General features: G+C 35.6%; 21 protein-coding genes. 3 read left to right on the top strand and 18 right to left on the bottom strand.

Features of this window, described 5'->3' with window-relative positions; translation table 11 throughout:
- The first annotated feature begins 264 nt into the window (after positions 1-264).
- On the top strand, positions 265-1,530 hold the full coding sequence (locus tag CG11_RS13005) for a serpin family protein (protein WP_052596851.1): 1,266 nt from the start codon (positions 265-267) through the stop codon (positions 1,528-1,530).
- Positions 1,531-1,682: 152 nt separating this feature from the next.
- On the opposite strand, the gene rlmB is transcribed toward CG11_RS13005, so the two are convergent.
- The 7 genes from rlmB to CG11_RS12970 all read right to left on the bottom strand — a co-directional run bounded on the left by rlmB (position 1,683) and on the right by CG11_RS12970 (position 7,651).
- Positions 1,683-2,453 carry a 23S rRNA (guanosine(2251)-2'-O)-methyltransferase RlmB gene (gene rlmB, locus CG11_RS13000; protein ID WP_052596849.1) on the bottom strand — a complete coding sequence of 257 codons (771 nt, stop codon included), beginning with the start codon at positions 2,451-2,453 and terminating at the stop codon, positions 1,683-1,685.
- 7 nt (positions 2,454-2,460) lie between these two features.
- Entirely contained in the window at positions 2,461-3,066 is a 606-nt protein-coding gene (locus CG11_RS12995; protein WP_052596847.1) for a hypothetical protein, read from the bottom strand.
- A gap of 95 nt (positions 3,067-3,161) precedes the next feature.
- A complete protein-coding gene (locus CG11_RS12990; RefSeq protein WP_255351940.1) occupies positions 3,162-4,499 on the bottom strand; it encodes a hemolysin family protein in 1,338 nt (445 codons plus the stop codon).
- Positions 4,500-4,650: 151 nt separating this feature from the next.
- Positions 4,651-5,064 carry a single-stranded DNA-binding protein gene (locus CG11_RS12985; protein ID WP_052596845.1) on the bottom strand — a complete coding sequence of 138 codons (414 nt, stop codon included), beginning with the start codon at positions 5,062-5,064 and terminating at the stop codon, positions 4,651-4,653.
- 301 nt (positions 5,065-5,365) lie between these two features.
- A complete protein-coding gene (gene mutY, locus CG11_RS12980; RefSeq protein ID WP_052596844.1) occupies positions 5,366-6,448 on the bottom strand; it encodes an A/G-specific adenine glycosylase in 1,083 nt (360 codons plus the stop codon).
- Positions 6,449-6,452: 4 nt separating this feature from the next.
- The gene (locus CG11_RS12975; protein ID WP_156039760.1) at positions 6,453-6,800 is read right to left on the bottom strand and encodes a hypothetical protein; all 348 of its coding nucleotides are present in this window, start codon (positions 6,798-6,800) and stop codon (positions 6,453-6,455) included.
- Between the two features lie 287 nt (positions 6,801-7,087).
- Positions 7,088-7,651 (bottom strand): hypothetical protein, encoded by a 564-nt coding sequence (locus tag CG11_RS12970; RefSeq protein WP_052596841.1) that lies wholly within the window; start codon positions 7,649-7,651, stop codon positions 7,088-7,090.
- A 661-nt stretch (positions 7,652-8,312) separates the two neighbouring features.
- Between CG11_RS12970 and CG11_RS12965 the strand changes: the two genes are divergently transcribed.
- A complete protein-coding gene (locus CG11_RS12965; RefSeq protein ID WP_052596839.1) occupies positions 8,313-10,583 on the top strand; it encodes an ATP-dependent helicase in 2,271 nt (756 codons plus the stop codon).
- 149 nt (positions 10,584-10,732) lie between these two features.
- Here CG11_RS12965 and CG11_RS12960 read toward each other — a convergent pair whose 3' ends face one another.
- Complete coding sequence (locus CG11_RS12960; protein ID WP_052596837.1) at positions 10,733-12,229, bottom strand: hypothetical protein; 1,497 nt, start codon at positions 12,227-12,229, stop codon at positions 10,733-10,735.
- A gap of 708 nt (positions 12,230-12,937) precedes the next feature.
- Complete coding sequence (locus tag CG11_RS12955; RefSeq protein WP_052596835.1) at positions 12,938-14,329, bottom strand: hypothetical protein; 1,392 nt, start codon at positions 14,327-14,329, stop codon at positions 12,938-12,940.
- Positions 14,330-14,780: 451 nt separating this feature from the next.
- Here CG11_RS12955 and proS point away from each other — a divergent pair, with 451 nt between their 5' ends.
- On the top strand, positions 14,781-16,253 hold the full coding sequence (proS, locus tag CG11_RS12950; protein ID WP_052596834.1) for a proline--tRNA ligase: 1,473 nt from the start codon (positions 14,781-14,783) through the stop codon (positions 16,251-16,253).
- Positions 16,254-16,451: 198 nt separating this feature from the next.
- Here the strand turns inward: proS and CG11_RS12945 are convergent, their stop codons facing one another.
- The 9 genes from CG11_RS12945 to CG11_RS12905 form a co-directional block, all read right to left on the bottom strand.
- A complete protein-coding gene (locus CG11_RS12945; protein ID WP_231512795.1) occupies positions 16,452-17,162 on the bottom strand; it encodes a thioredoxin family protein in 711 nt (236 codons plus the stop codon).
- A gap of 366 nt (positions 17,163-17,528) precedes the next feature.
- Positions 17,529-18,092: a TlpA disulfide reductase family protein gene (locus CG11_RS12940; RefSeq protein ID WP_052596833.1), complete on the bottom strand. Its 564-nt coding sequence runs from the start codon at positions 18,090-18,092 to the stop codon at positions 17,529-17,531.
- A 70-nt stretch (positions 18,093-18,162) separates the two neighbouring features.
- Positions 18,163-19,143 carry a radical SAM/SPASM domain-containing protein gene (locus CG11_RS12935; RefSeq protein WP_052597058.1) on the bottom strand — a complete coding sequence of 327 codons (981 nt, stop codon included), beginning with the start codon at positions 19,141-19,143 and terminating at the stop codon, positions 18,163-18,165.
- 40 nt (positions 19,144-19,183) lie between these two features.
- Positions 19,184-19,717: a DinB family protein gene (locus tag CG11_RS12930; RefSeq protein ID WP_052596830.1), complete on the bottom strand. Its 534-nt coding sequence runs from the start codon at positions 19,715-19,717 to the stop codon at positions 19,184-19,186.
- Positions 19,718-19,800: 83 nt separating this feature from the next.
- Positions 19,801-20,307, bottom strand: a complete 507-nt coding sequence (locus tag CG11_RS12925) for a rhodanese-like domain-containing protein (RefSeq protein WP_063833098.1) — start codon at positions 20,305-20,307, stop codon at positions 19,801-19,803.
- 142 nt (positions 20,308-20,449) lie between these two features.
- Positions 20,450-20,950, bottom strand: a complete 501-nt coding sequence (locus CG11_RS12920; protein WP_052596827.1) for a hypothetical protein — start codon at positions 20,948-20,950, stop codon at positions 20,450-20,452.
- A 103-nt stretch (positions 20,951-21,053) separates the two neighbouring features.
- Positions 21,054-21,944, bottom strand: coding sequence for a tyrosine-type recombinase/integrase (locus CG11_RS12915; RefSeq protein WP_052596823.1), 891 nt, complete (start codon positions 21,942-21,944; stop codon positions 21,054-21,056).
- A 114-nt stretch (positions 21,945-22,058) separates the two neighbouring features.
- On the bottom strand, positions 22,059-22,937 hold the full coding sequence (locus CG11_RS12910; protein ID WP_052596822.1) for a MerR family transcriptional regulator: 879 nt from the start codon (positions 22,935-22,937) through the stop codon (positions 22,059-22,061).
- Positions 22,938-23,388: 451 nt separating this feature from the next.
- A complete protein-coding gene (locus CG11_RS12905) occupies positions 23,389-26,034 on the bottom strand; it encodes an ATP-dependent Clp protease ATP-binding subunit (protein WP_052596820.1) in 2,646 nt (881 codons plus the stop codon).
- Positions 26,035-26,317: the final 283 nt, after the last annotated feature.

Below are 26,317 nucleotides of genomic sequence, written 5' to 3'. Positions count from 1 at the left end.
CGAGTAGCTTTTTTTATTAAAAAAACAACAATACACTAAACAAAAACACCCCACAACAATCTAATTATCAAAAACATAAAACATAAAACACCAACAAAAAAGTAAACATTTAAACCTTTTTGTAGTTGATAGGAAGCATTTTTTCAAAGACATTTGTAACAAGATAAACGTATTGGCTATCATACTAGTAGTTCGTTGATTATTACCTAATCTTATCTAAAAGATACTAGTACAACTTAATTTCAAACTAAAAACAATCAAATTATGAATCGCTTCAAAATTAGTTTTTACGCTTCAGCTCTTTTGCTAGGTGTCGTTTCATGTAATAAATCAACTGTAGAACCTATCAATAATCCCCCACCAAATCCTCCTTCGATTACACAAAGTCAAATAGTTGATGGAAATAGCCAGTTTGCTATAAACATTTATCAAGAACTAGTTGATGAAAATCAAAATCAAATGCTCTCTCCTTATAGTATTTCTACCGCATTAGGAATGGTTTATGCAGGAGCAGATGGCAATACAGCTACAGAATTGAAAAACGTAATGGGCTATGGCACCAACAACAATAACTTTCATCAAACATTTAATCAGTTGACCAATACCATTGAACAAAATGTGAGCAGTCCAACCAACAGTGAGGTAAATGTGGTCAATAAAATTTGGCGCAATACGAGCATGAGCTTCTTACCAGATTTCGAAAGCTTAATGAACAACGTCTATCTAGCTCCTGTTGTGGCAACAGATTTTACACAAAGTACTGCTGCCAAACAACAAATCAATAATTGGGTTAGCCAAGAAACCAATCAATTGATTCCTGAGCTACTTCCCAATGGTTTTATTACAGATCGAACAGCAAGTGTTTTAGTAAATGCTGTATATTTTAAGGCAGATTGGAATCACCAATTTACACCTGGAATGACTCAAACTCAATCGTTCAAAACTTCTTCTGGTACAGTTAATACAGACATGATGTCAGAATTAATTCCTACCAATGAATTAAAATTTACAGAAGATACCGATGCTGAAGTACTTGAGTTATTCTTCAAGGACAAACAAAGCTCCATGGTTGTTGTATTGCCTAAAGATCAAAATATTGGCATTAATAATTTTGTAAAACAAAAGCTATCTAAAACAAAAATAAACCAATGGTTTGATGATTTGGCGTATCCTACTCCTAACAATTCGAACTATAGTGTCCATATTCCTAAATGGGATTTTTCTAGCGACTTTGATTTGGTAAGCACCTTGGAAGATTTAGGTATTAACGAAGCTTTCTCTCCTGCAGCAGCTAATTTATCAAAAATGGCAGATGCTCCCTTATTTATTGATAAAATCAAGCACAAGACAGTCATTGCCACAGATGAAGGTGGTGTTGAAGCTGCTGGCTCTACAGCGGTTGGAATTGGGGTTACTAGTGTTCCTCCTGTGGCAAGAACAATCAATGCTAATCGTCCCTTTGTTTTTATAATAAAAGATACAGAAACAAACTCTATCCTTTTCATTGGACACGTACAAGACCCTAGTTAAGTTTTGTTCTTTTGTTAGAATTTATTAGTTTGGTTATTCATTTGTTATAAATGAGTAAAGCCCAAGTTCTTTTCAGAGCTTGGGCTTGTTTTTTTTCTATTTGAATAAGAATAGTAAAATTCGTTTAAATATGTTGAATTCTTGCTGTAAACTTAAAGTTTGATACGTTGTCGGATAGCTTCGTACAAAACAATTCCTGCAGCCACCGAAACATTAAATGAATCGGTTGTTCCCATCATAGGTATTTTAAACCAACTGGTTGCTTTTCTAAGAATGTGTGGGCGTACCCCTTCATCTTCTGCCCCCATTACAATCGCTGTTGGCATTGTCATATCCAACTCGTCTAACATTTCTTTTCCCCTCAAATCTGCTGCGACAACTTGTACACCATTCATCAACAAATAATCAATAGCATTTCCTAAACTCGCAGTTCTACAAACAGGAATTTTGGACAAAGCTCCAGCAGAAGTTTTTAAAGCCTCTGCATTAATTTGAGCTGTTTTCTTAAAAGGAACAATCAAAGCATGTGCTCCCATTGCTTCCGCAGAACGGGCAATAGCTCCCATATTACGAACATCTGTAATGCTATCTAAAACAACAACCAAAGGCACTTCACCTTTTTCATAAATCAAAGGAAAAACATCCTCAATTAACTGGTATTCTATGTATGATAAGAACCCTAAAACTCCTTGATGGTTTTTCTGTGTTATGTTACTAATTCTATCCTTAGGCACAATGTGTAGAGGAATATTACGTTCTTTGCACAAAGTCCGTAGCTCTTTTTCATAGTCTCCCTTAACAGCTTGCGAAAGCATAATTTTATCAATGGACATTCCATTATGAATAGAATCCATAATTGGATGTCGCCCATAAATTAACTTGTCTTTATCTATATTACTTTTTTTAGCCTTTTTATAATGCATATTTTATTTAATTTTCATTCCACTCAAAGGTATTAATAACCTTTTCTAAATCCTCTTTTACAAAAGCAACGATTGGTGCCATAGAATCTGCATTGGGCTTGGTATTAAAATACAAAGAAGCCCATACGGCATGATTTAAACTATCGGTTAGCCTAAAATGATAGGGAGAAGCAACATCTCCATCAACACTAAAGGTGATTGCGTACAAGTTTCTGTCCTTGTCAATAAAATCTTCTGTAGTTCGTCCAGTTGCTTTTATATTGTGTTTTTCAGATAGTATATAAGAGTCCGATAGTACATCAAACAATTTTTGATCCACCGAGTCGCCTCCTATGTCTGTATACGTAAAGTGTATGCTTCCATACAAACTAGGCAACTGCATTGTAAACCAACATGGGTGCTTTGCAGCTTGGTTGATTAACATACTATCTTTTTCGAATTTCATATAGTCAGGATACTCAAAAGAAAAGGCACAGTAATCCTTATCAAAGGACACATAGTTACGTTCAGGATAAGTTACCTTAGGATACATTCTTGGCTTGGGTATTGGAATCCGATCTTCCGAACAAGCTATAGTAAGCATCAAAACAATAGACAAGAGCAATAAACGCATATTGGTTGGATTAATTTTTTTTTTAGCTAAAACAAGGCGATATAAATTTTTGCAACTTGCTTGTAGCTATCTAAGACGAATCTTTTTAACTGAAATTACTTTTCAGAAACGGAGGAAAGTAAGTCGATATTATCTGTTTCGGGCAAAACAATACGAATTTTTTCAATTCTTCGAGCACTAGCAGCCAGAGTTTTTAGTTGACAGTCCTTGCACATAATCGTGGTGTTAACCTTAGGCATTGTTCCATTCAGTACCAAAACCAATCCCGCAATAGTTTCTGCCCCTTCTCTTTGATCATCAAAAAAATCTGGTCTCAAATCCAATACACGACAAATTTCTAGTATAGGCGTACTCCCATCAAAATCGTAGGTATAATCATCAATTTTTTTATAGATTTTTTCTTCTACATCATCAAATTCGTCCAATATTTCCCCGACAATCTCTTCCAAGACATCTTCCATGGTAACAATTCCCCTTGTTCCTCCATACTCATCCACAACAATAGCCATATGCGTCCGTTTTTCCTGAAAGTCATTAAATAAATGATCAATTTTCTTTTTCTCAGGAGTAATTAAAGGAGGACGAATCAATTCATGCCAGTTTACTTCATCTTCACGACCTAGGTATTCAAGCAAATCTTTGGCATGAATAATTCCTTTCACTTGGTCCAAATCTTCCTCATAAATAGGAATTCTAGAATAAGGCTCATCTCTAAACACAGCAATCAACTCTTCGAAAGTAGATTCCATTCCCATAGCAACAACCTTCATCCTAGGTTTCATTATTTCGGCAGCAGACGTATTGCCAAAACGAATAATACCTTTGAGAATATCTACATCTTGCTCAGCGTACTTATTGTCCTTTACTGTCAATTCAATAGCGCTAGCAATATCTTCTTGCGTAATCGCTTTTTGATTCATATTATCTCTTAAGCGCTGCTCTACAAACTGTGTGCTATTCACCAAGATTAAACTGAGAGGATGAAACATCTTTTTCATGACCGTTAATGGTCCACTCATAAATCGAGCAATATTCATACTGTTTTGATTGGCGTAAACTTTGGGAGCTACCTCACCAAAAAGCACCAACAAAAAGGTAACTGCAACAACACTGATCATGAAGTTGAGTGGCTCATTTGTCCAAGCTGGCAAATGTAAAAATGCACTAAGATTAGATGGTAATAATTGTTTTAATAAAGAGTTGGATACTAAAATAATCGCAATATTAATAATATTGTTGGCGATTAAAATAGTGGATAATAAATACCTTGGTTTATCTAATAGTGCTAAAATACGAGATGCCGCACTAGTTTGCTCCTCGATCAGTTGAGCTTTATCTTGATGCCCCAAAGAAAAAAAGGCAACTTCGGAACCAGACAAAAGTCCAGAACACACTAACAAAAAGCATATAGAAATGGTATTCAGAATTATCACTGAATAAGACCCAGTGAGTAAAATCGGAGTAAATTGATACCAATCAAATATATGACTAGGCTCGGTTTCCAAAAGTTAAGTGATTAGTTAAATAAAAAATCAGAAACCAAAGCAAGCTTTAATACTTTGGTTTCAGATATATTTCTATTGCTTAGAACGGTAAATCGTCAGAAGCATCCGCTGTTGTTGTTGTAACATTATTGGGCTTTGACACTTGCCCATTGGTTCTATCCCCATTCATTTCGCTGCGCAACAACCTAAAGGTATTGGCACGAACTTCTGTGATATATTTTGTATTGCCATTCTCATCTTGCCAAGAACGGTTGGTCAATTTACCTTCGATGTACACTAAATAGCCTTTTTTCAGCATTCTTTCTGCACGTTCGGCCATATCCCTCCACATAATAATGTTATGCCACTCCGTAATAGTTTGCCACTCGCCACTCTTGTCCTTATAAGACTCGTCTGTTGCCAAAGATAGTTTAGCAATATTAGTACCACTCTCCAATGTGCGAACTTCTGGATCTTTCCCCAATCGACCGATTAAGGTAACTTTATTTACCATGTAATATAAAATGTTAATAGATTAATGAATCTTGTTTAAATATACAAAAAAAATTTAAGGTTTTGATGTTCAGAACGTCAAAGTTTTTAGCAATTTTCGATCTCAATGCTGCCAATATTCAACGGAAGGCATTTTTTTTTTGTTGCTTTTTTTAGCGAAAAAATGTCTATCTCTTTTGCGCCATCAAACTTATTAGATTCTATCTAATAGAAAATTATTTTTTTTTTTTTTAATTTGCCCTACAAGTTCATTGTATAAAAAAAATTGCATCCTTTATCTCCCTCTATGACAAGATAGAGGATCAAAACGACAGCTTCATATTTTCCAAATAATTACTAATAATCTTTGGGAAAGCAAAGTTCTTAATTTTTTTTCGTTCTATTGCTATTAAATTCTTGTTTTCATAAAAAAAAGAAGGTTTTACTTCAATTTCTAAGAAGAGAGCGGTTATTTTTTGGTGTGACAAAGTTTGTTTGTATTTCTTAGAAACACCATTCAGTACAGTAGGCTGATTTTCAAACAATGTCTTCCAAATTAGTGTTTCTTCCAAAGCTTCTAACAAAAACAATCCTTCTACCTCTTGGTTCAACTCTATAAGTGGAAATTCGTATAAGTTTGCCCAGATGTCTTTTTCGCTGCGTTTGCGTATAAAAAGACTTGTTTCTTGCTTTAGAACCAAATAATAAAAGTAGCGATTTCTCTTTTTTATTTTTTTGGATTTAACAGGTAATTCTGTGACTTGATTTTCTTGAAATGCTACACAATGCTTTTGGTGCAAACAACTCGTGCAATTAGGCTCTTTTGGAGTGCAATGAGTAGCCCCAAAATCCATAATAGCTTGATTATAACGTGCAGCTTGTTTGGAAGCCAACAATTCATCGGCTAGTTGTTTAAACTCTTTTTTGCCTGCCGTGGTATCTATAGGAGTATTAATACCAAAAAAACGGGAAAGTACTCGATACACATTTCCATCAACCACAGCATGGGGCAAATCATAAGCAAAAGATGCTATTGCTGCTGCTGTATAATCACCAACTCCTTTTAAGGAACGAATATCTTGATAGGTTGTAGGAAAATTTCCTTGATAGGTTGTTGCAACTGTCTTTGCTGCAAAATGCAAATTTCTTGCACGAGAGTAATACCCCAAACCTTCCCAAAGTTTAAACACGTCGTCTTCGGGAGCATTTGCCAAATCTACTATAGTAGGGTATTTTTTTACAAATTTTTGGTAGTATGGCAACCCTTGTTGAACACGAGTTTGCTGCAAGATAATTTCAGAAAGCCAAATAAAATAAGGATTTTTAATGGCTTTCCACGGTAGAGGGCGGTCATCAGGATGGTACCACTCCAATAGCTTTTGGGTAAAAAATGCTTTTTTGTTCATCCAACTATTCTACTCGTTTCATTTCATGAACTACAGTCGCAACATCTCGTTTTGTCAGTAGAGGACGCATTTCAACGGTTAAAATATCATCTTTTAGGCTTTTCACCGTTACATTTGATAAGATCACTTTGCCATTTGCTGTAAATTCTAATGTATTTCCCATTGCATCACGCCAATAGGTTTCTCTAGGGTCTTTTTCCCCATTGATAAAAATTTCACAAGTACCGTCTTCATTAAATGTGAACCCCATGCTCTCTCCCATCCACTTACCATATAAATCTTTTACCTCATAATTGGTGGTACAACTGCCTAAGAATAAAGCAGCTCCTATCATTAATATAAATAAACGCATATTACTTGTTTGTTTTGAATACGGACAAAATAGATTCTTAAGTAATTGTCCAAAAGTTTTCGCACTAAAAAGAACAATTTCTTATAGTACGGTTTCTCTTGACGATTTACTTTAAGTGTAAAATGCAAAAATATTACTTTAGTTACAATAATTAGACAAGAAAAGATTGAATTACTTTTGGAGAGATACGCGCCAAAATTATTATTCGGTACAATCAAGAGATTCGTCTCTAACACTAAAATATTTTAAAACAACTTCACCTATTCTGAATCATTGAACTCATTCATTCAGGCAGCAGCTATTTTTTTGAGAAGATGCGATAAGTTCGTAATACGCTTTTTGGTACAAGTTGCGCAGAACTTTATTGTACTCACCTCGTTGTCAATTAGCGACAAACGCACAAGGACATCACTGTAATCAACCTCATCCTTTACATTTTTAAGTTTATAACGTTCTACCGTTTCTACCCTGTCGGTATACTTTGCAACCTCTTTAGCAGAAGCAACTAATTCAAAACCATGCTCTTGCATTAAGCAGGTAGCAAAATATTCAAATAAGTACTTAAAATCTTCCTCTTTCCATCTCCTAGCATCATATTGCAATGTAAATCCATTGATTTTAGGAATCATTAAGAAATTAATTGCAGGATCTTCTGGTATATCAAAATCTTTTTGATTTAAAGAAGCGTTATACAATTTCTCTAACATTGCTTGATGCTTATTGGTCTTTAACCACTTGGCATATCCCAAACAATAATCCTTTGATCTTTGTATAGGCTCTGAGCTAACAACTCTTCCTTCTTCTCGATATCCTTCAGATAGTGAATTTTTTAAATAGTCTAATAATTTCATGTTTTTTTGTTAAAAGTTAGAGCACTCGTTTTTTTCTGATAAATTCCCTCTTTTCATCAAAACACTGACCGCCATTAATCAAGGAGTTAATCTTTTTTGATACCTTTTATACTTTTGGGATAATTCAACTGAGGTAACAAAATACAAGTTTACTTTCTTTTGGGTTCTTTCACTCCATTCGCCTTACAGTGAATAGATAGAAATAGTCTTACTTTTTAGTGCTGATCGAAGAGAACAAGTCTTGCTTTGTCTTTATTACTAGCCAACTAAAGCAAAGTTGCACGATACAGAGTAGCGCAACAATAGGGATACTTAGTTGCATTACTACTGCGTGATTCCTATACTTTTTCTGAACGATTACTTAATTCTTAACGCTGCTACTACTAGTTTACATCCTTTAGTGACTAGCTGCGTTCTGTGAGCTCATTGGTTGGTCATCAACACGCAAACTCGGTTCTTAATAGTGGATTACTCCTTCTTCTTAAAAAGATAAAAATCATGCCCACATTTAAAAATTATAAGCATTTTTTTTAGTTTGTTTAACTCTATTTCTATTATTAAAGACAGATTAATTCGTACTTTTGTTCTCCTTTTTGGAAGAAAACCCTATTTAACGACATATTTTAGCATATTTTAACAAAATCGAAACAATAACCACATTATGAGCTATTTGGACGAACTCAACGAAATCCAACGCAAAGCAGTTACCCACATTACTGGTCCTGCATTAATCATAGCAGGTCCTGGATCAGGCAAAACACGTGTATTGACCTTTCGAATTGCTCATCTAATAGAATCTGGTATTCCTCCTTGGGAAATTTTGACACTAACTTTTACCAACAAAGCTGCCAAGGAAATGAAAGAGCGTATTGCCAAAGTAGCTGGAGATAATGCCAACAATATTTGGGCAGGTACGTTTCACTCTATTTTTGCTAGAATATTACGTAGTGAAGCTTCCAAAATTGGCTTCCCTTCAGACTTTTCTATTTATGATAGTCAAGACGCGAAAAGTGCCATTACCGAAATTGTCAAAAAACGAGGGCTTGATAGTAAAGTTTATAATGCATCTGCTGTTTATAGTCGCATATCTTTGGCTAAAAACAATTTAGTTTCTCCAGAAGACTATGCTCTAGATATAGAACGTATCAAAGAGGACAAACAGCGAAAAATGCCCTACATTTATAAAATTTATGACCTTTATGTAAAAAAATGTATGCGCTCTGGCGCTATGGACTTTGATGATTTGTTGTATCAAATGTATCGTTTGCTAGATGAGAACCCCGAAAACGTCTTAGAAAAGTATCAAAAACGCTTTAAATACATTTTAGTAGATGAGTTTCAAGATACCAATCAATTGCAATATTCTATCATTCAAAAATTGATTACTTACCCAGGAAGTACTAAGAATATTTGTGTGGTAGGAGACGATGCTCAAAGTATCTACGCTTTTCGTGGAGCAACCATTCAAAACATTCTCGATTTCGAGAAAGAATTTCCTGACATTACGGTCTTTAAGCTAGAGCAAAATTATCGTTCTACCAATTATATTGTCCAAGCGGCCAACGATATCATTTCTAGAAATAGCAAACAAATCAAGAAAACAATTTTTACGTCTAAAGGCGGGGGAGAACCAATTCGGGTTATTCGCGCCATGACAGATACAGAAGAAGCTCGCAAAGTTGTTGATATGATTGTAGAACAAAAAAATCGCTATCATATTACCAATGATGACATTGCAATTCTATATAGAACCAATGCACAGTCTCGTGTATTTGAGGAAGCACTAAAAGGGCATCGTATTCCTTACAAAATTTATGGGGGGACTTCTTTTTACGATAGAAAAGAAGTAAAAGATGTTTTAGGCTATTTGAGAGTAATTGTTAATCCAAAAGATGAAGAAGGTTTAAAACGAATTATCAACTACCCTACTAGAGGAATTGGGGCAACGTCAATTGCTAAATTAACAACAATCGCAGAAAATGAAAACCTATCCCTTTGGACGATTCTAACAAATGTCCAACATGCTGCTTTACCTAAGCGTACAGAAAATTCTATTAAGCAATTTGTAGCACAAATAGAAATGTTTCAACAACGGATGGAAGAAGTTACAGCTTATGAATTGGCAAAATATGTCGTCAAAATGACAGGCATTATCAAAGATATTCAAAAAGAAAAAACTGTAGAAGCACAAAATCGAGTTGAAAACGTAACAGAGTTATTGGACGGTATTAAAGCTTTTGTAGAAGACGATGAAATTGATGAATTCAACACCAACATAGAAGACAAAAGCTTAGCCAGTTATCTTCAAAATGTGGTTTTATTGACCGATATTGACAAAGATGAAGAGGAAGTGAAACGTGTAAAACTTATGTCGGTACACTCTTCCAAAGGGTTAGAATACAAATCAATTTTTATTGTAGGACTCGAAGAGAATCTATTCCCATCCATGATGTCACTACGGGCTAAAAATGCTCGTGCTGCTGTTGATGAAGAACGCCGTTTGTTCTATGTGGCTGTCACAAGAGCTGAGCAACTACTAACCTTATCCTATGCTTCTAGTCGTTATCGTTTTGGCAATATGGTGTATAATAACTCTAGCCGTTTCTTAGAAGAAATTTCTCCTAAATATTTAGATCTGTCTAGCACAACCGCCAGAGCCAAAGTATCTCAATTCCCTAAAAAGAATAGAAATCGCTTTAGCCCTATGAATAAAGGGAATAACAAGCAGGCTCAAAAAATGGCTAATTTCAAAGCAAGCCCAATATCTCAAATCGTTGCGGGAGCCAAGATCTTGCATGAGCGTTTTGGTAGTGGAAAAATCGTGGCTATTGACGGCAATGGTAGTAGTAAAGTTGCTACGATTTTCTTTGAAGATGGCGTTGGTGAAAAGCGTATTATGCTCAAGTTTGCTAAGATTCAGGTCGTGGGGTAATTGCTCTACAAGAAAAACGCACACATCTTCAGATATACTTGAAAATGCGTGCGTTTTTATAGAGTTTTCAGATATTTTTCGCCACTGACCAAAGCCTTGAATTAAGCCAGCAAGCTTCATCAGTTTTCAATAACTTATTTTGCAACACTTTAAGAATCGGATCTATCTCTAAAAATTAATGCTCCAATAGTCAACATCGCGTGCCCAGTTTGTGAAGCTCCTGTTATGCGTTGGATAGTTGTAGAGGATGTATAAGGAGAATACTCAAAATCTTTAAGCGTATGAGAATAAGCAAAATCCAAATAAAAATGCTTCCATCTTAAACCAAATCCTGCACTAATATCATGGCGCAAATCTGTTACGCCATCTATGCCAATTTCATAAGGTGAGGTTTGAAACTGGTATCCCAAACGAATGCGAGCTAAGCCCAAGGCTATTTCTGCTCCTAATCTAGCTTTTAGCACTCCTTTATAACTAGATTCTACTCGACGATTCAAATCATTGATAAATTGATTGTTGGCTGCTGTGCGTTCGTCAGCTAATAAGGAGAAGGACGCCCAACCATAATCACTGTATTCTACATCTAGTCCAATAAAACCTCGTTTAGGAATAACAACACCAACACTTCCCATAAACACCCAAGGTGTTGCCAAATCATGTTGTAAGACATAAGGCTCTGCATCTTCCATTGCATAGTTTGTTTTTTGCAAAACACTATCGTACACAATTTCCCCATAAAGACCAGTATTGTAAGAATCTATTAAACGATAAGCGGTTGGTGTATGCACGGCAAAACCAACTCTAACAAGCTTATTAATTCGATATATCATACCTACTTTCAGATTTATTCCTGTCCCTTTGACATTTCGATTTTCGGTAAAATCCAACGCACGAAAATCTAGGCTATCACTCGTTTCTTGATACAAACGATCTTCGTTCATTTCCATAAAGTCAACTCCTATCGTTGCGGCTAAATATAGTTTGTTGTTGTAATTTCCTCCAATTGTAAATCCTAACTCATTGACACCACCTGTTCTTCTTACATTTTGATACTTATACGTATAGCTCGTGTCAGATAGTCCTCCATTAGGGATATATCCTCCAGCTACGCTATCCATCAGATAAGCATTATACGCCAACCAACCTTCATAAGGATCTAAGTTTTTAGTTGATACCCCTGCTGAGTTCTCAGCAAATGATTGTACTCTAGAACCAGTAGAAACGCCCTGATAGGTAAAATTACGCGCAAAATTAGAAATTCGGTTGAACGTCAATCCAATATTTACCGACTTCCAGTCGGTTCTGCTTCGTCTTGTAGGTGCAGCAATTACCAACCCTACATTACCAAATGAAAATTGCGACAAGCGGTCTTTTGTTTGATTCCCTAAAAAATTAGTGGTTGTATTATCAAACATAGCTCCTAGCGAAAGCCCCAATTCCATTCTTCTATAAATAGCCATACCTGCGGGATTGAGATTTGCTGTTGACATATCACCACCTAAGGCACCTAAAGCATTCCCCAAAGCCATTGAGCGAGCGGTTACTGTTTGGTGATTTTCACTAAACAATAATGCATCTGAAGTTACTTGTGCTTGACTTTGGGAGTAAATAAAGAAAAAGAAAATAAGAATAAAAGTGGATTTCATATACTTAATATTTAGTGGTGTGTCTGTATTTTTTATCGTATGTCTAATATCTATTTTTATAACGTCTTTTGAAGTAGTAGTTAGCTACGCTGCTACTTCGTGGTTTCTACGAACTATTGTTGAAGGCATTAGGCATTTAATTTATTACTCAAGTATTTTTGATTAGTCACAAAACATAGTCGCTCCAACGATTTTTACAAACTTAAATTGTATGTATTATCATATTAATACAAGAAAAAATTGTTCCATTTAGTCACTTAGATTCCTTTATTAACAACTAGTTTAAAAGTTTAACAAAAAAAATCTACTCAAGGTTATCAACTATGAGATATAAAACGAATCCAAACTCAGAGAACTAAAGAATTGTAACTACTAACTTTCATTACTCCATTAAAAATCGTATTAATTTAATTATCAACAACATACATTCCTACCAACCTTCACACTAAAAGACGGATAATCAACGGCAAAGCCCTCACACAGTACCACGAAGTAGCAGCGAACCGAGCTGTGCGAGCTCACGACCGAAGGAAGTAACAAAGCTAAACTAATGCAAGATACTTTTTTATGTTTTTACTTCGTGAGCCTACGGGGTCGTAGAAAAACTAAAAAAGCAACGGAGTATTAAACTTTAGAATAGTCTACAAAACAAAAAAAGTAGAACAGTTTCCCATTCTACTTCTTTTATATATTGTTACAATTCTTTATTTATCTTCTTCCGCCTCGACTACTTCTCGAAGAGCTAGAACTCCCTCTTGAAGAACTGCTACCTCTTGAGGAGGAACTACTACTTCTCGAAGGACTTGCACTACGACTTGGTGTATAGCTTCTAGAAGGTGTTGTTGACCGACTTGGCGTGTAGGTTCTAGAAGGCGTTGTCGAACGACTTGGTGTGTAAGTTCTAGATGGTGCTGTACTCCTAGACGGTGTTGTGCTTCTAGATGGCGTATATGTATTGGCACGTGGTGTGGTATACGGATTATTACTATTAGATGGCGTATAAGTGTTTCTAGTTGGACTTGTTCTAGAAGGGCTTATTCTTGTTGGATTAGTTGTTGCAGGAGTTGTTGAATTCCCTCTTGTTCTAACAATGGTAGTACGAGTAGGAGTTGTCGTTGTACGTACTGTTTGACCTCTACTATCCGTTGTTGTTATTGTTCGGGTTCCTGCATTCGAACGTCCTCCACTTGGCACTCTTGTTGTCGCCGAAGGCGCAACCGTACTAGTACGCACACCAGTATTGGTATTAACCGTTCTTCCACTTCTAACCGCTCCATTTCTCCCTGCGGACAAACTACGATCTGCAACAGCAGAATTAGCAGAACTATTGCTATTCCCCGTATTTACCATACGTCCTCCAGGTCCTCTACTTGTGTGAGCACCTCTAGTGCGAACAGCGTCAGAACCTCTACGCCCTCTTACAGGTACATAATTTATTGCGTTTGGCGTCGATACTGCATAATAGTTATATCCATAATTAGAAGCCCAAGAACCAGCTCGGTAGCCATCACACCAACCATTATTATAACCATTGTAATAACCACCCCAGCCCCAATTCCAATTAGAGCCATAATAAGGATAATGACGGTGATAATGCCAGCCTCCCCAAGGATTTCCGTAGTAGCGGCGTCCATACCACCCTCCATAGCCATAGCTATAAACATTTCCCCAACCCCAACCATAAGAGTAGCCTGGAGAGATATAAATACTCGTTCCATAAGCATACGGATCGTAGGTATTGTACCAATAATTATCTACATAATAATCGCTGTAGTAGGCAAATCCTGTTGCTGGAGCATGAAAACGACGTACTCTAGAAGAATACTCATAATCATAAGGCTCATAATTTTCATCAATAGGATAATCTTCATAAGCTCCGCCCTTTACTGTTTCTGTCTCTACTATTTCATCTTCATAAACTTCTAGTTCAGGGGAACTATTTGGCGTCGTTTGGTTTTTATTTTCTTTATAAACAACATTCTCTTCTACTCCATCGAAGTAGATATCGTCGTATTGCATGTTATCGTTTTGCGCAAAACTAGATTGTAATGCAAAACAAAATGCAATACTAAAGAAAATAGATAGATATTTTGATTTCATATTATTGAGTTTTGATTCAAAACAACTTTTGTTAAAAGTGTGCGTGTTGGAAAATAGATTAGAAAATTAGACTACTTTGTTCTTTTTAATCAAAAAGACAAAAAAGCACATTCATATTAATTTACTTCATGAGCGCTGCGCTTTTAGTTAGTTGCACTGCTGCTAACTATTGTTTTTTATAACTTCTAAGTTTAAGAATCAACTTATTCCATTTATCTATCCTTCTTTGGAAAGCTAAGTGGATTATAATAATTAAACAGTAAGTTTGTTCTTAGATAATTGATTAAAAATTATAAATTTGTGTCTTCTTTCTTATAAAGATACGTTTTTTTGGGTCAATAAGTTGTTAAAATTTTGATTTACAACCTACTTTAACACAGGTTAAAGTTTGTATTGAGACCTAAAACAATCTTTTTTTATTTATTAAACTACAAAAAATATACCACAAAAAATGGCTAAGGAAATTACATCACAGTCCGAGGACTACTCTCAATGGTACCTTGATATTGTGAACAAAGCAGGCTTGGCAAACAACTCAAAGGTACGTGGCTGCATGGTCATCAAACCTTATGGTTTTGCCATCTGGGAAAAAATTAAGGCTGACTTAGATCGACGTTTCAAAGAAACAGGACATGTAAATGCTTATTTCCCGCTGCTTATCCCCAAAAGCTTTTTGAGTCGTGAAGCAGATCATGTAGAAGGTTTTGCCAAAGAATGTGCTGTTGTTACCCATCATAGGTTGATGAATGACCCAAATGGAAATGGGGTGGTAGTTGATCCGAATGCTAAGCTAGAAGAAGAACTGATTATTCGTCCTACTTCTGAAACTATTATATGGGATACTTATAGAGATTGGATTCACTCGTATCGTGATTTGCCCTTGTTAATCAACCAATGGGCTAATGTACTGCGTTGGGAAATGCGTACTCGCCCCTTCTTGCGCACAGCAGAATTTTTATGGCAAGAAGGGCATACGGCACATGCCACAAAAGAAGAAGCGCAACAAGAAGCTCGTACGATGCTAGATGTCTATGCTGACTTTGTAGAGTCTGTGATGGCTATTCCTTTGTACAAAGGAGAAAAAACAGCTCATGAACGTTTTGCTGGAGCTGACAACACCTATACCATCGAAGCATTGATGCAAGATGGCAAAGCATTGCAATCTGGTACTTCTCATTTCTTAGGGCAAAATTTTGCTAAAGCCTTTGATGTTAAGTTTTTGAACGAAAACAACAAAGAGGAATATGTATGGGCTACTTCTTGGGGAGTTTCTACTCGTTTGATGGGTGCTTTAATTATGATGCACTCTGATGACGAAGGTTTGGTATTGCCTCCTCGTTTAGCACCAATTCAAGTAGTTATAGTGCCCGTGCCTAAACCTAACGATGAAATCAATGCGGCAGTAGAAGATATTATGCATGCCCTAAAAGAAAAAGGCATTTCTGTAAAATATGATATAGACAAGAAAAAACGTCCTGGTTTCAAATTTGCACAATATGAAATGGAAGGGGTTCCTGTCCGTTTGGCAATTGGAAAACGTGACTTAGAAAAAGGTGTTGTTGAAGTCGCTCGTCGAGATGAAAAAACAAAGGAATCTGTTGCATTAGATGGCATTGCAGATCATGTTGAGCAATTGTTAGAAGACATTCAAAACAACCTATTCAATCGCGCTAAAAAATTCCGAGACGAAAAGACAACCAAAGTAGATACTTGGGAGGAATTTGTAACAGTAGTTAAGGAAGGTGGATTTGCTTATGCTCATTGGGACGGTACTACAGAGACAGAACTTAAAATCAAGGAATTGACGAAAGCAACTTCTCGTTGTATTCCTCTAGAGCCTTTATTTGGAGAGGAAGGGGAAGGAACTTGTATTTTAACTGGTAAACCTTCTAAGCAACGCATTTTATTTGCTCGTGCTTACTAAACAATAATTAGCGGCACTGCAACTTCGTGGTCTTAAAATATGGGCACATTTTATTCTGTGCTCCAAGCATATCTAAGCTCTTTTCATTTTTGAAGAGAGCTTTTTTTATTATAAAAAACAGACTCTTGCTAATGCTAAGAGTCTGCCTCAAATTTTTTCTCTAGAAATAAGTCTAAGTCACTAATATTTTAGCTAATATTAAATCTTATCTTCTGGCTTTTTGCATTTAACAGAGCAGCCAAATGCTTTTGTAAAACTAGGATTAGGTGCTTCTCCTTTAATTAAAGCATCTAGCGCATTTGCCAAGTAATGTTCCTTAACAGCAGCAGGATCTTTGCTATCGTCAATAGCTCCGATATAAGCTACTTTGTTTCCTTCTTCTGTCTTATTAACGACATAAACATGTGGTGTTTTAGTAGCTCCATATTGAGGATAAATTTTTTGCCCTTCATCCATCAAATAAGGAAATGTAAATCCTTTTTCTTCTGCACGGACAATCATTTTGTCATAACTATCATCCTCATTTACTTCTGGATCATTAGGGTTGATTGCTATCACAGGGTACCCCAATTCTTTGTATTTTTTGTCCAACTCAATCAAACGATCTTCATAAGCAATAGAATATGGGCAATGATTACAAGTGAACACAATAACATAACCTTTGGCATCTGGATAATCAGCCATTGACAGCATATTTCCATCTACATTTTTCAATGTAAAATCGGTAGCAATGTCTCCAACTTGGTAGCCAACGACTGTTGGTTTTGCTTCTTCTTTTTTTTCAGGTGCTGCTGATGCAGTTGTTTCTTCAGTTGTTGATTTTGCTTCTTCTTGGGGTGCTTCATTAGAACATGATGCTACAAAAACAAGAAATAAAAGCATTAAAACACTTTGTTTCAAGATTGCCATAGTTGTTTTTTTAGATGGTATAATAAAATTGTTTTTTATTTTTTAGTACTTATTATATTTTAATACTCCGTTGATTATTCCCTCTGGTCATGAGGGCGCAAGCTTAGTTTTTTAGTTTTCCTACGAACCCGTAGGCTCACGAAGTAAAAACGTAAAAAATCATCTTGCATTAGTTTGATTATCAGTCTTTTAGTATAAAAGCCAATAAAAGCACATCTTGCTGATAATCAAACTAATACGATTTTTCAACGGAGTAATGATATTTGGTAGTTAGCTATGCTGCTACTTCGTGGTCGTTGATTAACTTTGTTACTCCCTGCGGTCATCAACTCGCATAGCTCGGTTCGCTGCTGTTGCGTGTTAATCCTATAAAAACTCTTTTAGTTGTGTCTCCAAGGCTTCATATTCAAAACTCTGCTCAAAAAAAGCACGTTTTTTTTGATTATAAATAAGTGTAGCGGGCAACGCGCCAGACCAAGTTGGATTTATTTTATCAATCCAATCATTCATTCCTTGCTGTTTCAAAACAAGCACCTCCCCTTTTAGTTGATTTTGTTCCATAAAGGGGATCAATTTTGAGTCAATTTTGTCTTCAAAATCTAGGCTAACTAAAATCAAACGAACATTCTTATCTCTATAGTTTTGATACAATTGCTCAAAATAAGGCAATTCTTCTACACATGGTTTGCACCAAGTTGCCCAAAAATTAATCACATATGTCGTATCATTGTTTGCCTCCAAATAGCTTTTAAAGTGGTCATAATCGTATACTCCTACAGAGACTCCGTTACCACTCACTATTTCATTAGGGACTCTTTTGATAGCTGCTTGCTCCTTTGTTGTTGCATTAGAATCTTCAACCTTAGATTCACAGCTCAACAACAGAATAGAAAATATAAAAATAAAATAAATTTTGTTCGTTATTATCATAATAATTTTTCTTAAAATCCAATAGTAGCCTTCAACTCAAAAAACTCATTCACAACAAAATAAACAACAATCAATGCCAAACCTTACATCCTTCTGTGCAGTTGGTACAAATATCAATTTGATCTCGTCCTTTCAGTAAAGTTGCCCGAAAATTCTGATAGGGCTTATCTTTCCATACTTGTTCAAATGAGGTATGCTTTAAACTCCCCAAACGATAGGTAGCATCTTTATCAAAACAACAAGGAACCACCCAACCATCCCAAGTAATCACACAAGAATGCCAAAGTTTCCAACAGTGATTCAACAATTCATTTTTAATAACATAAGTCCCATCCTTTTGTTCCGCATAACGAGCATATTTATCTATTGTAGGGATAAGAGCATTTCCATTTTTATAATCATATATCTGGGCTGTTTTGAGTTTAACCTCATCAGCTCCAATCTCTTTTGCCAATTCATATACCTCTTCAATTTGATGCTCATTGGGTCGAACCACTAAAAATTGAAAAATAATATGCGGTGTTGGAGATTGCAGCTTTTTTTTCCATTTAACAATATTTCTAGCTCCTTCCAGCACTTTCTCCAAATTTCCTTCTTTCCGATAGGCTTCATAAACCTCTTGAGTCGTTCCATCAATAGAAATAATTAAACGATCCAGTCCTGACTCTATCGTTGCCTTAGCATTTTTATCATTCAAAAAATGGGCATTGGTAGAAGTAGAGGTATAAATTCCTTTTTGATGGGCATAAGCGACCATCTCCAAAAACTTAGGGTTGATATACGGCTCTCCTTGAAAATAAAAAGTAAGGTAGAAGAGTTGATCTCCAATTTCATTTATAATTTTCCGAAAAAAATCTTCTTTCAAATTTCCCGTATCTCTTGTAAATGCCCGCAAACCACTTGGACATTCAGGGCAACGCAAGTTGCAAGCAGTGGTAGGTTCTATTGAGATAGAAAAAGGCAAGCCCCATTGAATAGGGCGTTTGAGCCACTTTGTCAAATAAAAAGAGCTATAAACTTTGAGGGCATTCCACAAGCGCTTCAACGTCATTTTTGAAGCAAAATTTCTAATATCGTTCCAATAAATCACCTTATAAATTGAACGGCTCAACAGATTCTTTTAAATAACGTTCTTGCAAAACATAAGTATGGTGTAGCTGATGTCCTGCTATAATAGTAGCTACAGCTCGTACCGTACTTGGAAACGCCTTGCTTCCTCCCAAAACTTGTTCCTCTTCTGTAAATCCCTTAAATAAATGGATGGTAAACTGTCTTAATAACTCTGTAGAAGTCAATAAATATTCCCAGTCTATTTGTTCTAAATTAGCGGCTGTAGCATATTTATCTTCGTCAAAAGGCAACGCACTTTGAAAATCTCCCCTAGCAAAACGCAACGCACGGTAACTCAAAATTTGCTCGCAATCAACCATATGCAATACCAATTCTTTGATACTCCATTTGCCCTCTTCGTATCGGTAATTGGCAACCTCTTTAGGAATTTTTCGAAGTATCCTTAATGAATAAGCCTGTGCTTTTTGTAACAATTCTATAGGATCCCCCTCTGGTAAATGATCTATATAAGTTTTAAAGTAGCTATTGTACTCATTTGCTTTTGGAAATTTCATATTTCGATTTATTTATCATAATAATTCGCCTCAATAAAGAAAGGGAATAAATACTCATTATTCCGTTAAAAAATCGTATTAATTTAATATACTTTTTCCCCTTTATTCAACCAACGTCCCCAATCACGATTATAAGCATGTACTTTAGTCGTTACCTCATTTTGAAGATTAACCAAAGGATAAGTTCGGTTCGTCCATTCAAAAATGCCTCCGTATAAATTATAGACTCTGGAATATCCCATTTTTTTTAGTTGTTCTCCTATTTTTTCGCTTCGATACCCTACAGAACAATAAACCACCACAATACCATCCTTTGGAACCGTGGTTAGTCGTTCGGGAGAAAACGTATCATAACCTACCCAAACAGCATCTTTCAAATGAGATGTTTCGTACTCTTTCTTTTCTCGTGCATCCAGCAAATAAAGATTGGGGGTGTTCACTTTTTGCTCCAAACGTTCGCAAGAAATAACAGGCACACTGTGCTCAATTAGTTCCTCTATTTTTTTCTCAAATTTTGGATCTAGTGTTTGTTGTGCCAATAACAACAAAGGCATTAAAAATATAGGTAAAAATATGCTCAGCTGTTTCATAAATTACGTTCAATTAGCATTCTATATACACCATTTATGTAGATAGAAGCTCGATTACACAATATGATATGGTATAATAATACTAAGAACTAGACACATAACATACCTATATTCAGCAATTAGCATAACTATAACTAGAATATTACACTGTTCCGACTTTATTGTACACCCGCCAAAAAGATAATAATAATCTAAATGGAGAAATCACTACTGCTATAATTGCACTCAATGCAAAAAAGCTATACACCTTGGTCATATAAGCCAACACTTTTCCATGTTCGCTAAACGTAATATCTGACCTAAAATAAATCTGATACTCTTCCATTCCATCACTCTGACGTTCCAAAAAATCTTGATAATTAAAAAACATCTGTATCAAATAAAAAGTCAAAGGAATACTGGCGAAAATTAAGATAAATTTCCCTATTTGAAAATGCGATAAAAAGGTATATTTCAATAGGAACAAGTATCGAGTATACGTGATAAAAATGATAATAAATAAAATCAATTCATAAATAAATTCCTGCCGCACAAATTCACTCCACAAGGGTTTTGTCACAATCCATGCCACTACTGCTGTCAATAACCACCAAATCAATTCCATCCCCAATTTTCCAAGCCTTTGTTTTCCCAAATTATCCATTTCTAAATTCTTTTCTGTTTTATTTTATAAAAGTAGTAGTTAGCTGCGCTGTTAACCTGTGGTCGTTGATTAGCTTTAGTGTTACTAATAAAAGATAAAATCACTATTTTTTTGCCTTCGGATGTGCCTGTTCGTACACCTTTTTCAGCTGCTCAATCGAATTGTGGGTATACACTTGTGTTGCTGCCAAATTTGCATGCCCCAACAATTCCTTTATAGCATTCAAATCTGCTCCATTATTTGCTAAATGTGTTGCAAAAGAATGCCTTAAAACATGAGGGCTTCTTTTTTGAGCAGTTGTAATCAAAGATAAATAATGTTTGACTTTATTGTATACAAATTTAGGATACATTGGGCGCCCCTTATCTGTTAAAAAGACAACAGTTTCTTGATTCTCTAGAAAAGTTTCTTGGACAAGCTGTTCATAATTCAACAACGTTTCCTTTAAAGGCTTTCCGAATGGGACCAATCGAACTTTATTTCCTTTCCCCTCTATTCTAAAGTGTTGATTTTGAAAATCAACATCCGACCATTTCATATTAATAACTTCACTTCGACGCATACCTGTGACGTACAATATTTCTAAAATCAAATAATCTCTCAATCCTGAAAAGCCGTCAGGAAAAACAACCTTCGTTTGCAATTTATTCAATTGGCTCTTTTCTACAAAAGCTGGTAATCGCTCCGATTTTTTAGGTAATAACACTTGTGGGAAAGATTGGTTCGAAATACGCTGAGTCGTCAACAAAAACTTATGATATGTTTTGAGAGAAGATATTTTTCGATGAATTGATGTAGCACTTAATTCCTGTTGCATCAAAGCAACCACCCACGAGCGTAGGTGGATCGATTTTAGTTTAGCCCATTCATTTAAATCATATAGATCCTTTAGATAGGTTATGAACTGCGTTAAATCACGCTTATAAGCTGTAATAGTGTGTTTTGAGTAACGGCGTTCGTACTCTAGGTAATTCAAAAAAGCAGTTAATTCCATAATTATCATTCGTATACAATATGCCAATTAAAACATAACATATAGCTACTACAAAAGTAACGCTTTTAAGATGAAAAGGAGATTAGTTAAGATAAAAATACCCCAATACACGTATTAGTTGGCAAAGAATTCGATTAGGTCATTTAAATCGTCTAAGACAGTTACATTTTCCGGAGACTCAGATTGTTTTGGAGTATGCTGAAAACCAGAAATCAGCAAGTGAGGTGTTTCGATGCCATCACTCAACTGCTTAACATAACTTTCTGATACATAACGTTTGTGGCGCTCTGATATAATCGTATAAATAAAATTGGGCTGGTGTATGGAAGTAGCCAACTGCAAATCTTCAATAACTACTTTAGTCCCCAAATAAACAACATTGACATTCCGTTTTTTCAACAAATACTGAACAAACATGAGGTATAGTTCCTGTTGGTCACCTTCTGGCAAGTAAAGCAAAACCTTAGGCAATCCATTGCCTTTTTTTACTTTTAATTTCGTAATTTCTGTCAAAATTCTTCGACGGATAACACAACTTGCAAATTGCTCATGCATAGCACTAATTGATCCCGTCAACCAAAGCAAACTAGCTTTCTCTAGAAAAGGCGCTAATACATTCAAGATAGTATCTTCGACACCATTTTGCGAAAAACATTTGGTCAATATTTTTCCCATTTTAAATTCGTCTAATTCCATCATTGCCATTGCTAAGCCCTGAAAATTATCCGTATGCTCTGCTTCTGTCTTAGACAATTTGTCAACTTCCGCCTTAATTTCTTCTTTGCTGAGTTTAGCAATTTTGGATATACGAATGCCCTTGCGATTCAAGAATGCTATGTTCATCAAGAACTTTAAATCCTGATCGGTATAATAACGAATATTAGAGGCTGTTCTTTTAGGCTCTATAATGCTATAACGCTGCTCCCATATTCGTATGGTATGGGCCTTAATGCCCGAAAGTTTTGCTAAATCACGAATGGAGTAGTTTGCCAAGGGTACTCATTTTTCATTACTTCATACTTTTTACACCTGTCTTTAAAAGCTTTAACTACTCGTTAGTTAAACATACATTTGGATGAAAATTTGTCTATTGAAACAAATTTCAATAGCTCAATATTTTAGTCTCATTAGCCAACAACATGCTAACTAACAGCTTAGTATATAAATACAAATAAGGGAGTAAATAATGAAGTAATAGTTCTCAAAATTTTACTTAATAAATATGTACGAAATAAGAACAAAAAATAGATCAATATGTTCACACAAAGACCTATTTTTTTGTTTTTTCTTTCAACAATAGCCCGTTACAAAACTGCATTAAGTTCGATTTTTTAGAATTTTGAGATCTCTTAGAGCTAATCAGCCCAACAAAAAACAGATTATCAAACCAATATGTGATATTTTTTTTCTAAGAAAAAAACGCAACGAGTTATTATTTTTGAAGCTATTCTTCTACCTTCTTAGGGACTTTTTTTTCTATTTTTTTCTTTGTAAAGGTCAATTCTTTTTTGGAGCTAACATCTACATAAATCACATCTCCCAAATCAAACTCACCAGAAAGTAGATGTTTAGACAGCTCATTGTCCACATCTCGTTGCAATACTCGTTTCATTGGTCGAGCACCATATTGTGGCTCGTATCCTTTTTCAGCTAAAAAGTCAATTGCTTTGTTAGACAATTCGATATCATATCCTTGACGCTGTACTCTTTTTCGAGTCGATTTGAACATTAACAACATAATTTTCTTAATCTCTTCCTTATTAAGAGGCGTAAACATTACTTGTTCATCGATACGATTCAAAAACTCGGGGCGCATATGATCTTTTAGCGCTTCAATCACTTCATCCTGAGTTGCGTCAATAATTTCTTGTCGCTTTTTATCATCTACATCATCCAAACCATCAAAATTCTCATAGATAATATTAGACCCCATATTGGTAGTCATGATGATAATAGTATTTTTAAAATCAGCTACACGACCTTTATTGTCTGTCAAACGCCCATCATCTAATACTTGTAATAAGATATTGAATGTATCAGGATGTGCTTTTTCTATTTCATCTAACAAGACAATAGAATATGGTTTTTCTCGAACAGCATTGGTCAACTGTCCCCCTTCTTCATAACCAACATATCCAGGAGGAGGTCCTACCAAACGAGCGACGGCATGTTTTTCCATATATTCGCTCATATCCAATCGAGTAATCGCATTTTCATCATTGAATAGATACTCTGCCAAAGCTTTAGCCAATTCTGTTTTACCGACCCCTGTTGTTCCCATAAATATAAAAGAACCGATTGGCTTCTTAGTATCTTGCAAACCAGAGCGACTTCGGCGAACAGCATCTGAAACAGCCTTTACAGCAGCCACTTGTCCAATCAAACGTTCACCTATTTTTTCCTCCATTTTAAGCAGTTTCTCTCGCTCACTTTCCATCATTTTGCTAACAGGAATTCCTGTCCAACGAGACACAACATCTGCTACATCACTTTCATCAACTTCTCCGTCTGTCATCCTTTTTTCAGGAGCCAACTTATCCAAATCAGCTTGTGCATTTTTAAGAATATCTTCCTGTTCTTTTATTTTGCCATATTCCAGTTCCGCTACTTTGGCATAATCTCCATTCCGACGAGCTTCTTCAGCTTCTATACGAAACTCCTCCATGACCGCCTTACAGCTCTGAATAATATTAATCAACTCTTTTTCAGATTCCCAAGCGCTCTTCATTTCAAGCAAATCTTCTGAAATTTCTGCCAACTGCTTATTAATAACACCTATTTTGCTCTTTGTTCCATCTCTTTTAACAACCTCTTTCTCAATTTCTAATTGCCTTTTCTTTCGTTCCAAAGCATCTAACTCTTCAGGAACAGAGCTTAACTCTAAACGCAATTTAGCCGCCGCTTCATCAATTAAATCGATTGCCTTATCAGGTAAGGCACGATCGCTCACATAGCGCTTAGACATTTCAGCCGCTGCAATAAGCGCACTATCCAAAATTCTCACCTTGTGGTGTGTCTCATATCGATCTCTAAGACCTCTTAATATAGCAATAGTCTCTGCGACTGTAGGTTCTTCTACTTTTACTTTCTGGAAACGACGTTCTAGGGCTTTATCTTTTTCTATATAACGTCTGTATTCATCCAATGTAGTCGCTCCGATTGTTCTCAATTCTCCTCGTGCCAAGGCAGGTTTTAAAATATTCGCAGCATCCATTCCACCGCCACCACCACCAGCACCAACTAGTGTATGAATTTCATCTATAAATAAAATTACATCATCCGATGTAGTTACTTCTTTTACCACTGCTTTCAAACGCTCTTCAAACTCCCCTTTATATTTTGCACCAGCAACCAATGCCGCCATATCCAACGAAAATAACGTTTTTCCCTGTAAATTGTCTGGAATATCATTATCCACAATACGCCAAGCTAAGCCCTCCACGATAGCGGTTTTTCCTACCCCTGCTTCTCCTATAATAATAGGATTATTCTTTTTCCTTCTAGATAGAATATGCAAAATGCGTCGAATTTCTTCATCTCGACCAATAATTCGATCTAATTTTCCAGTTCTAGCACGCTCATTGAGATTAACCGCATATTTATTTAAGGCGTCAAATTCATTCTCTCCACTTGGAGTATTAACATTTTTCCCCTTTCTCAATTCCTTAATTGCAGCGCCTAAATCTTTTTCATTGGTTCCCATTGACGCCAGCAACTTCACTGTTTTATCATTTTTAACAGTAAATATTCCAGCCAAGATCATATCTAAAGCCACATATTCATCCCCCATATCTTTTGCCAAACTTTGTGCTGCTTGAATTGCTTTGCTAGCATTTGTTGACAAATGGCTTCCATGATTATTCCCTCCATACACCTTTGGGTAGGTCTCCATTATTAAACTTAGCCTATTTGTTAATTCTCCTATATCTATAGATATTTTTTTCAACAAGAATAAAACAATACTGTCTTCGATATCCATCATTCCCTTCAATAGATGTGAAATTTGTACATCTTGTTGCTCTTTTGCTCGAACATATTCTTGAGCTTTCAATATCGATTGACGAGCTTTTTCGGTAAGTTTATCAAACATTTATTGGGTGTTTTATAGTGTAACAATATAGTTATTATACACCTTGTAATTTATAATTTTTAAAGATTATCAACTTCTTCAATGCTTAAACAGCATGAAAAGTTCTCGCAATATGAAAAATAAAGGAATTTAGTAGTATTTCAAAAAAAGGAACTAGTAATTATGCAAAAAAAACAAAAATTAAAAATGAAGTAACCAATAACAAAAAAAGCGGCGATAAAATCCTATAGATCTTATCGCCGCTTTTGGCATATCGTTCCTAACTTTTCAACAGACTTTTTAA

This window comes from Aureispira sp. CCB-QB1, from assembly GCF_000724545.1.
Lineage (GTDB): Bacteria > Bacteroidota > Bacteroidia > Chitinophagales > Saprospiraceae > Aureispira.
Note: the sequence above shows the minus strand (reverse complement) of the source record. Positions and strands in the feature narration are given on the sequence as shown.

What these genes read in the sequence shown, in the direction of transcription:
- CG11_RS13005 (WP_052596851.1), top strand. Translation starts at nt 265, where the DNA reads ATGAATCGCTTCAAAATTAGTTTTTACGCTTCAGCTCTTTTGCTAGGT.
- rlmB (WP_052596849.1), bottom strand. Translation starts at nt 2,453, where the DNA reads ATGCATTATAAAAAGGCTAAAAAAAGTAATATAGATAAAGACAAGTTA.
- CG11_RS12995 (WP_052596847.1), bottom strand. Translation starts at nt 3,066, where the DNA reads ATGCGTTTATTGCTCTTGTCTATTGTTTTGATGCTTACTATAGCTTGT.
- CG11_RS12985 (WP_052596845.1), bottom strand. Translation starts at nt 5,064, where the DNA reads ATGGTAAATAAAGTTACCTTAATCGGTCGATTGGGGAAAGATCCAGAA.
- mutY (WP_052596844.1), bottom strand. Translation starts at nt 6,448, where the DNA reads ATGAACAAAAAAGCATTTTTTACCCAAAAGCTATTGGAGTGGTACCAT.
- CG11_RS12975 (WP_156039760.1), bottom strand. Translation starts at nt 6,800, where the DNA reads ATGCGTTTATTTATATTAATGATAGGAGCTGCTTTATTCTTAGGCAGT.
- CG11_RS12970 (WP_052596841.1), bottom strand. Translation starts at nt 7,651, where the DNA reads ATGAAATTATTAGACTATTTAAAAAATTCACTATCTGAAGGATATCGA.
- CG11_RS12965 (WP_052596839.1), top strand. Translation starts at nt 8,313, where the DNA reads ATGAGCTATTTGGACGAACTCAACGAAATCCAACGCAAAGCAGTTACC.
- CG11_RS12960 (WP_052596837.1), bottom strand. Translation starts at nt 12,229, where the DNA reads ATGAAATCCACTTTTATTCTTATTTTCTTTTTCTTTATTTACTCCCAA.
- CG11_RS12955 (WP_052596835.1), bottom strand. Translation starts at nt 14,329, where the DNA reads ATGAAATCAAAATATCTATCTATTTTCTTTAGTATTGCATTTTGTTTT.
- proS (WP_052596834.1), top strand. Translation starts at nt 14,781, where the DNA reads ATGGCTAAGGAAATTACATCACAGTCCGAGGACTACTCTCAATGGTAC.
- CG11_RS12945 (WP_231512795.1), bottom strand. Translation starts at nt 17,162, where the DNA reads ATGGCAATCTTGAAACAAAGTGTTTTAATGCTTTTATTTCTTGTTTTT.
- CG11_RS12940 (WP_052596833.1), bottom strand. Translation starts at nt 18,092, where the DNA reads ATGATAATAACGAACAAAATTTATTTTATTTTTATATTTTCTATTCTG.
- CG11_RS12935 (WP_052597058.1), bottom strand. Translation starts at nt 19,143, where the DNA reads ATGACGTTGAAGCGCTTGTGGAATGCCCTCAAAGTTTATAGCTCTTTT.
- CG11_RS12930 (WP_052596830.1), bottom strand. Translation starts at nt 19,717, where the DNA reads ATGAAATTTCCAAAAGCAAATGAGTACAATAGCTACTTTAAAACTTAT.
- CG11_RS12925 (WP_063833098.1), bottom strand. Translation starts at nt 20,307, where the DNA reads ATGAAACAGCTGAGCATATTTTTACCTATATTTTTAATGCCTTTGTTG.
- CG11_RS12920 (WP_052596827.1), bottom strand. Translation starts at nt 20,950, where the DNA reads ATGGATAATTTGGGAAAACAAAGGCTTGGAAAATTGGGGATGGAATTG.
- CG11_RS12915 (WP_052596823.1), bottom strand. Translation starts at nt 21,944, where the DNA reads ATGGAATTAACTGCTTTTTTGAATTACCTAGAGTACGAACGCCGTTAC.
- CG11_RS12905 (WP_052596820.1), bottom strand. Translation starts at nt 26,034, where the DNA reads ATGTTTGATAAACTTACCGAAAAAGCTCGTCAATCGATATTGAAAGCT.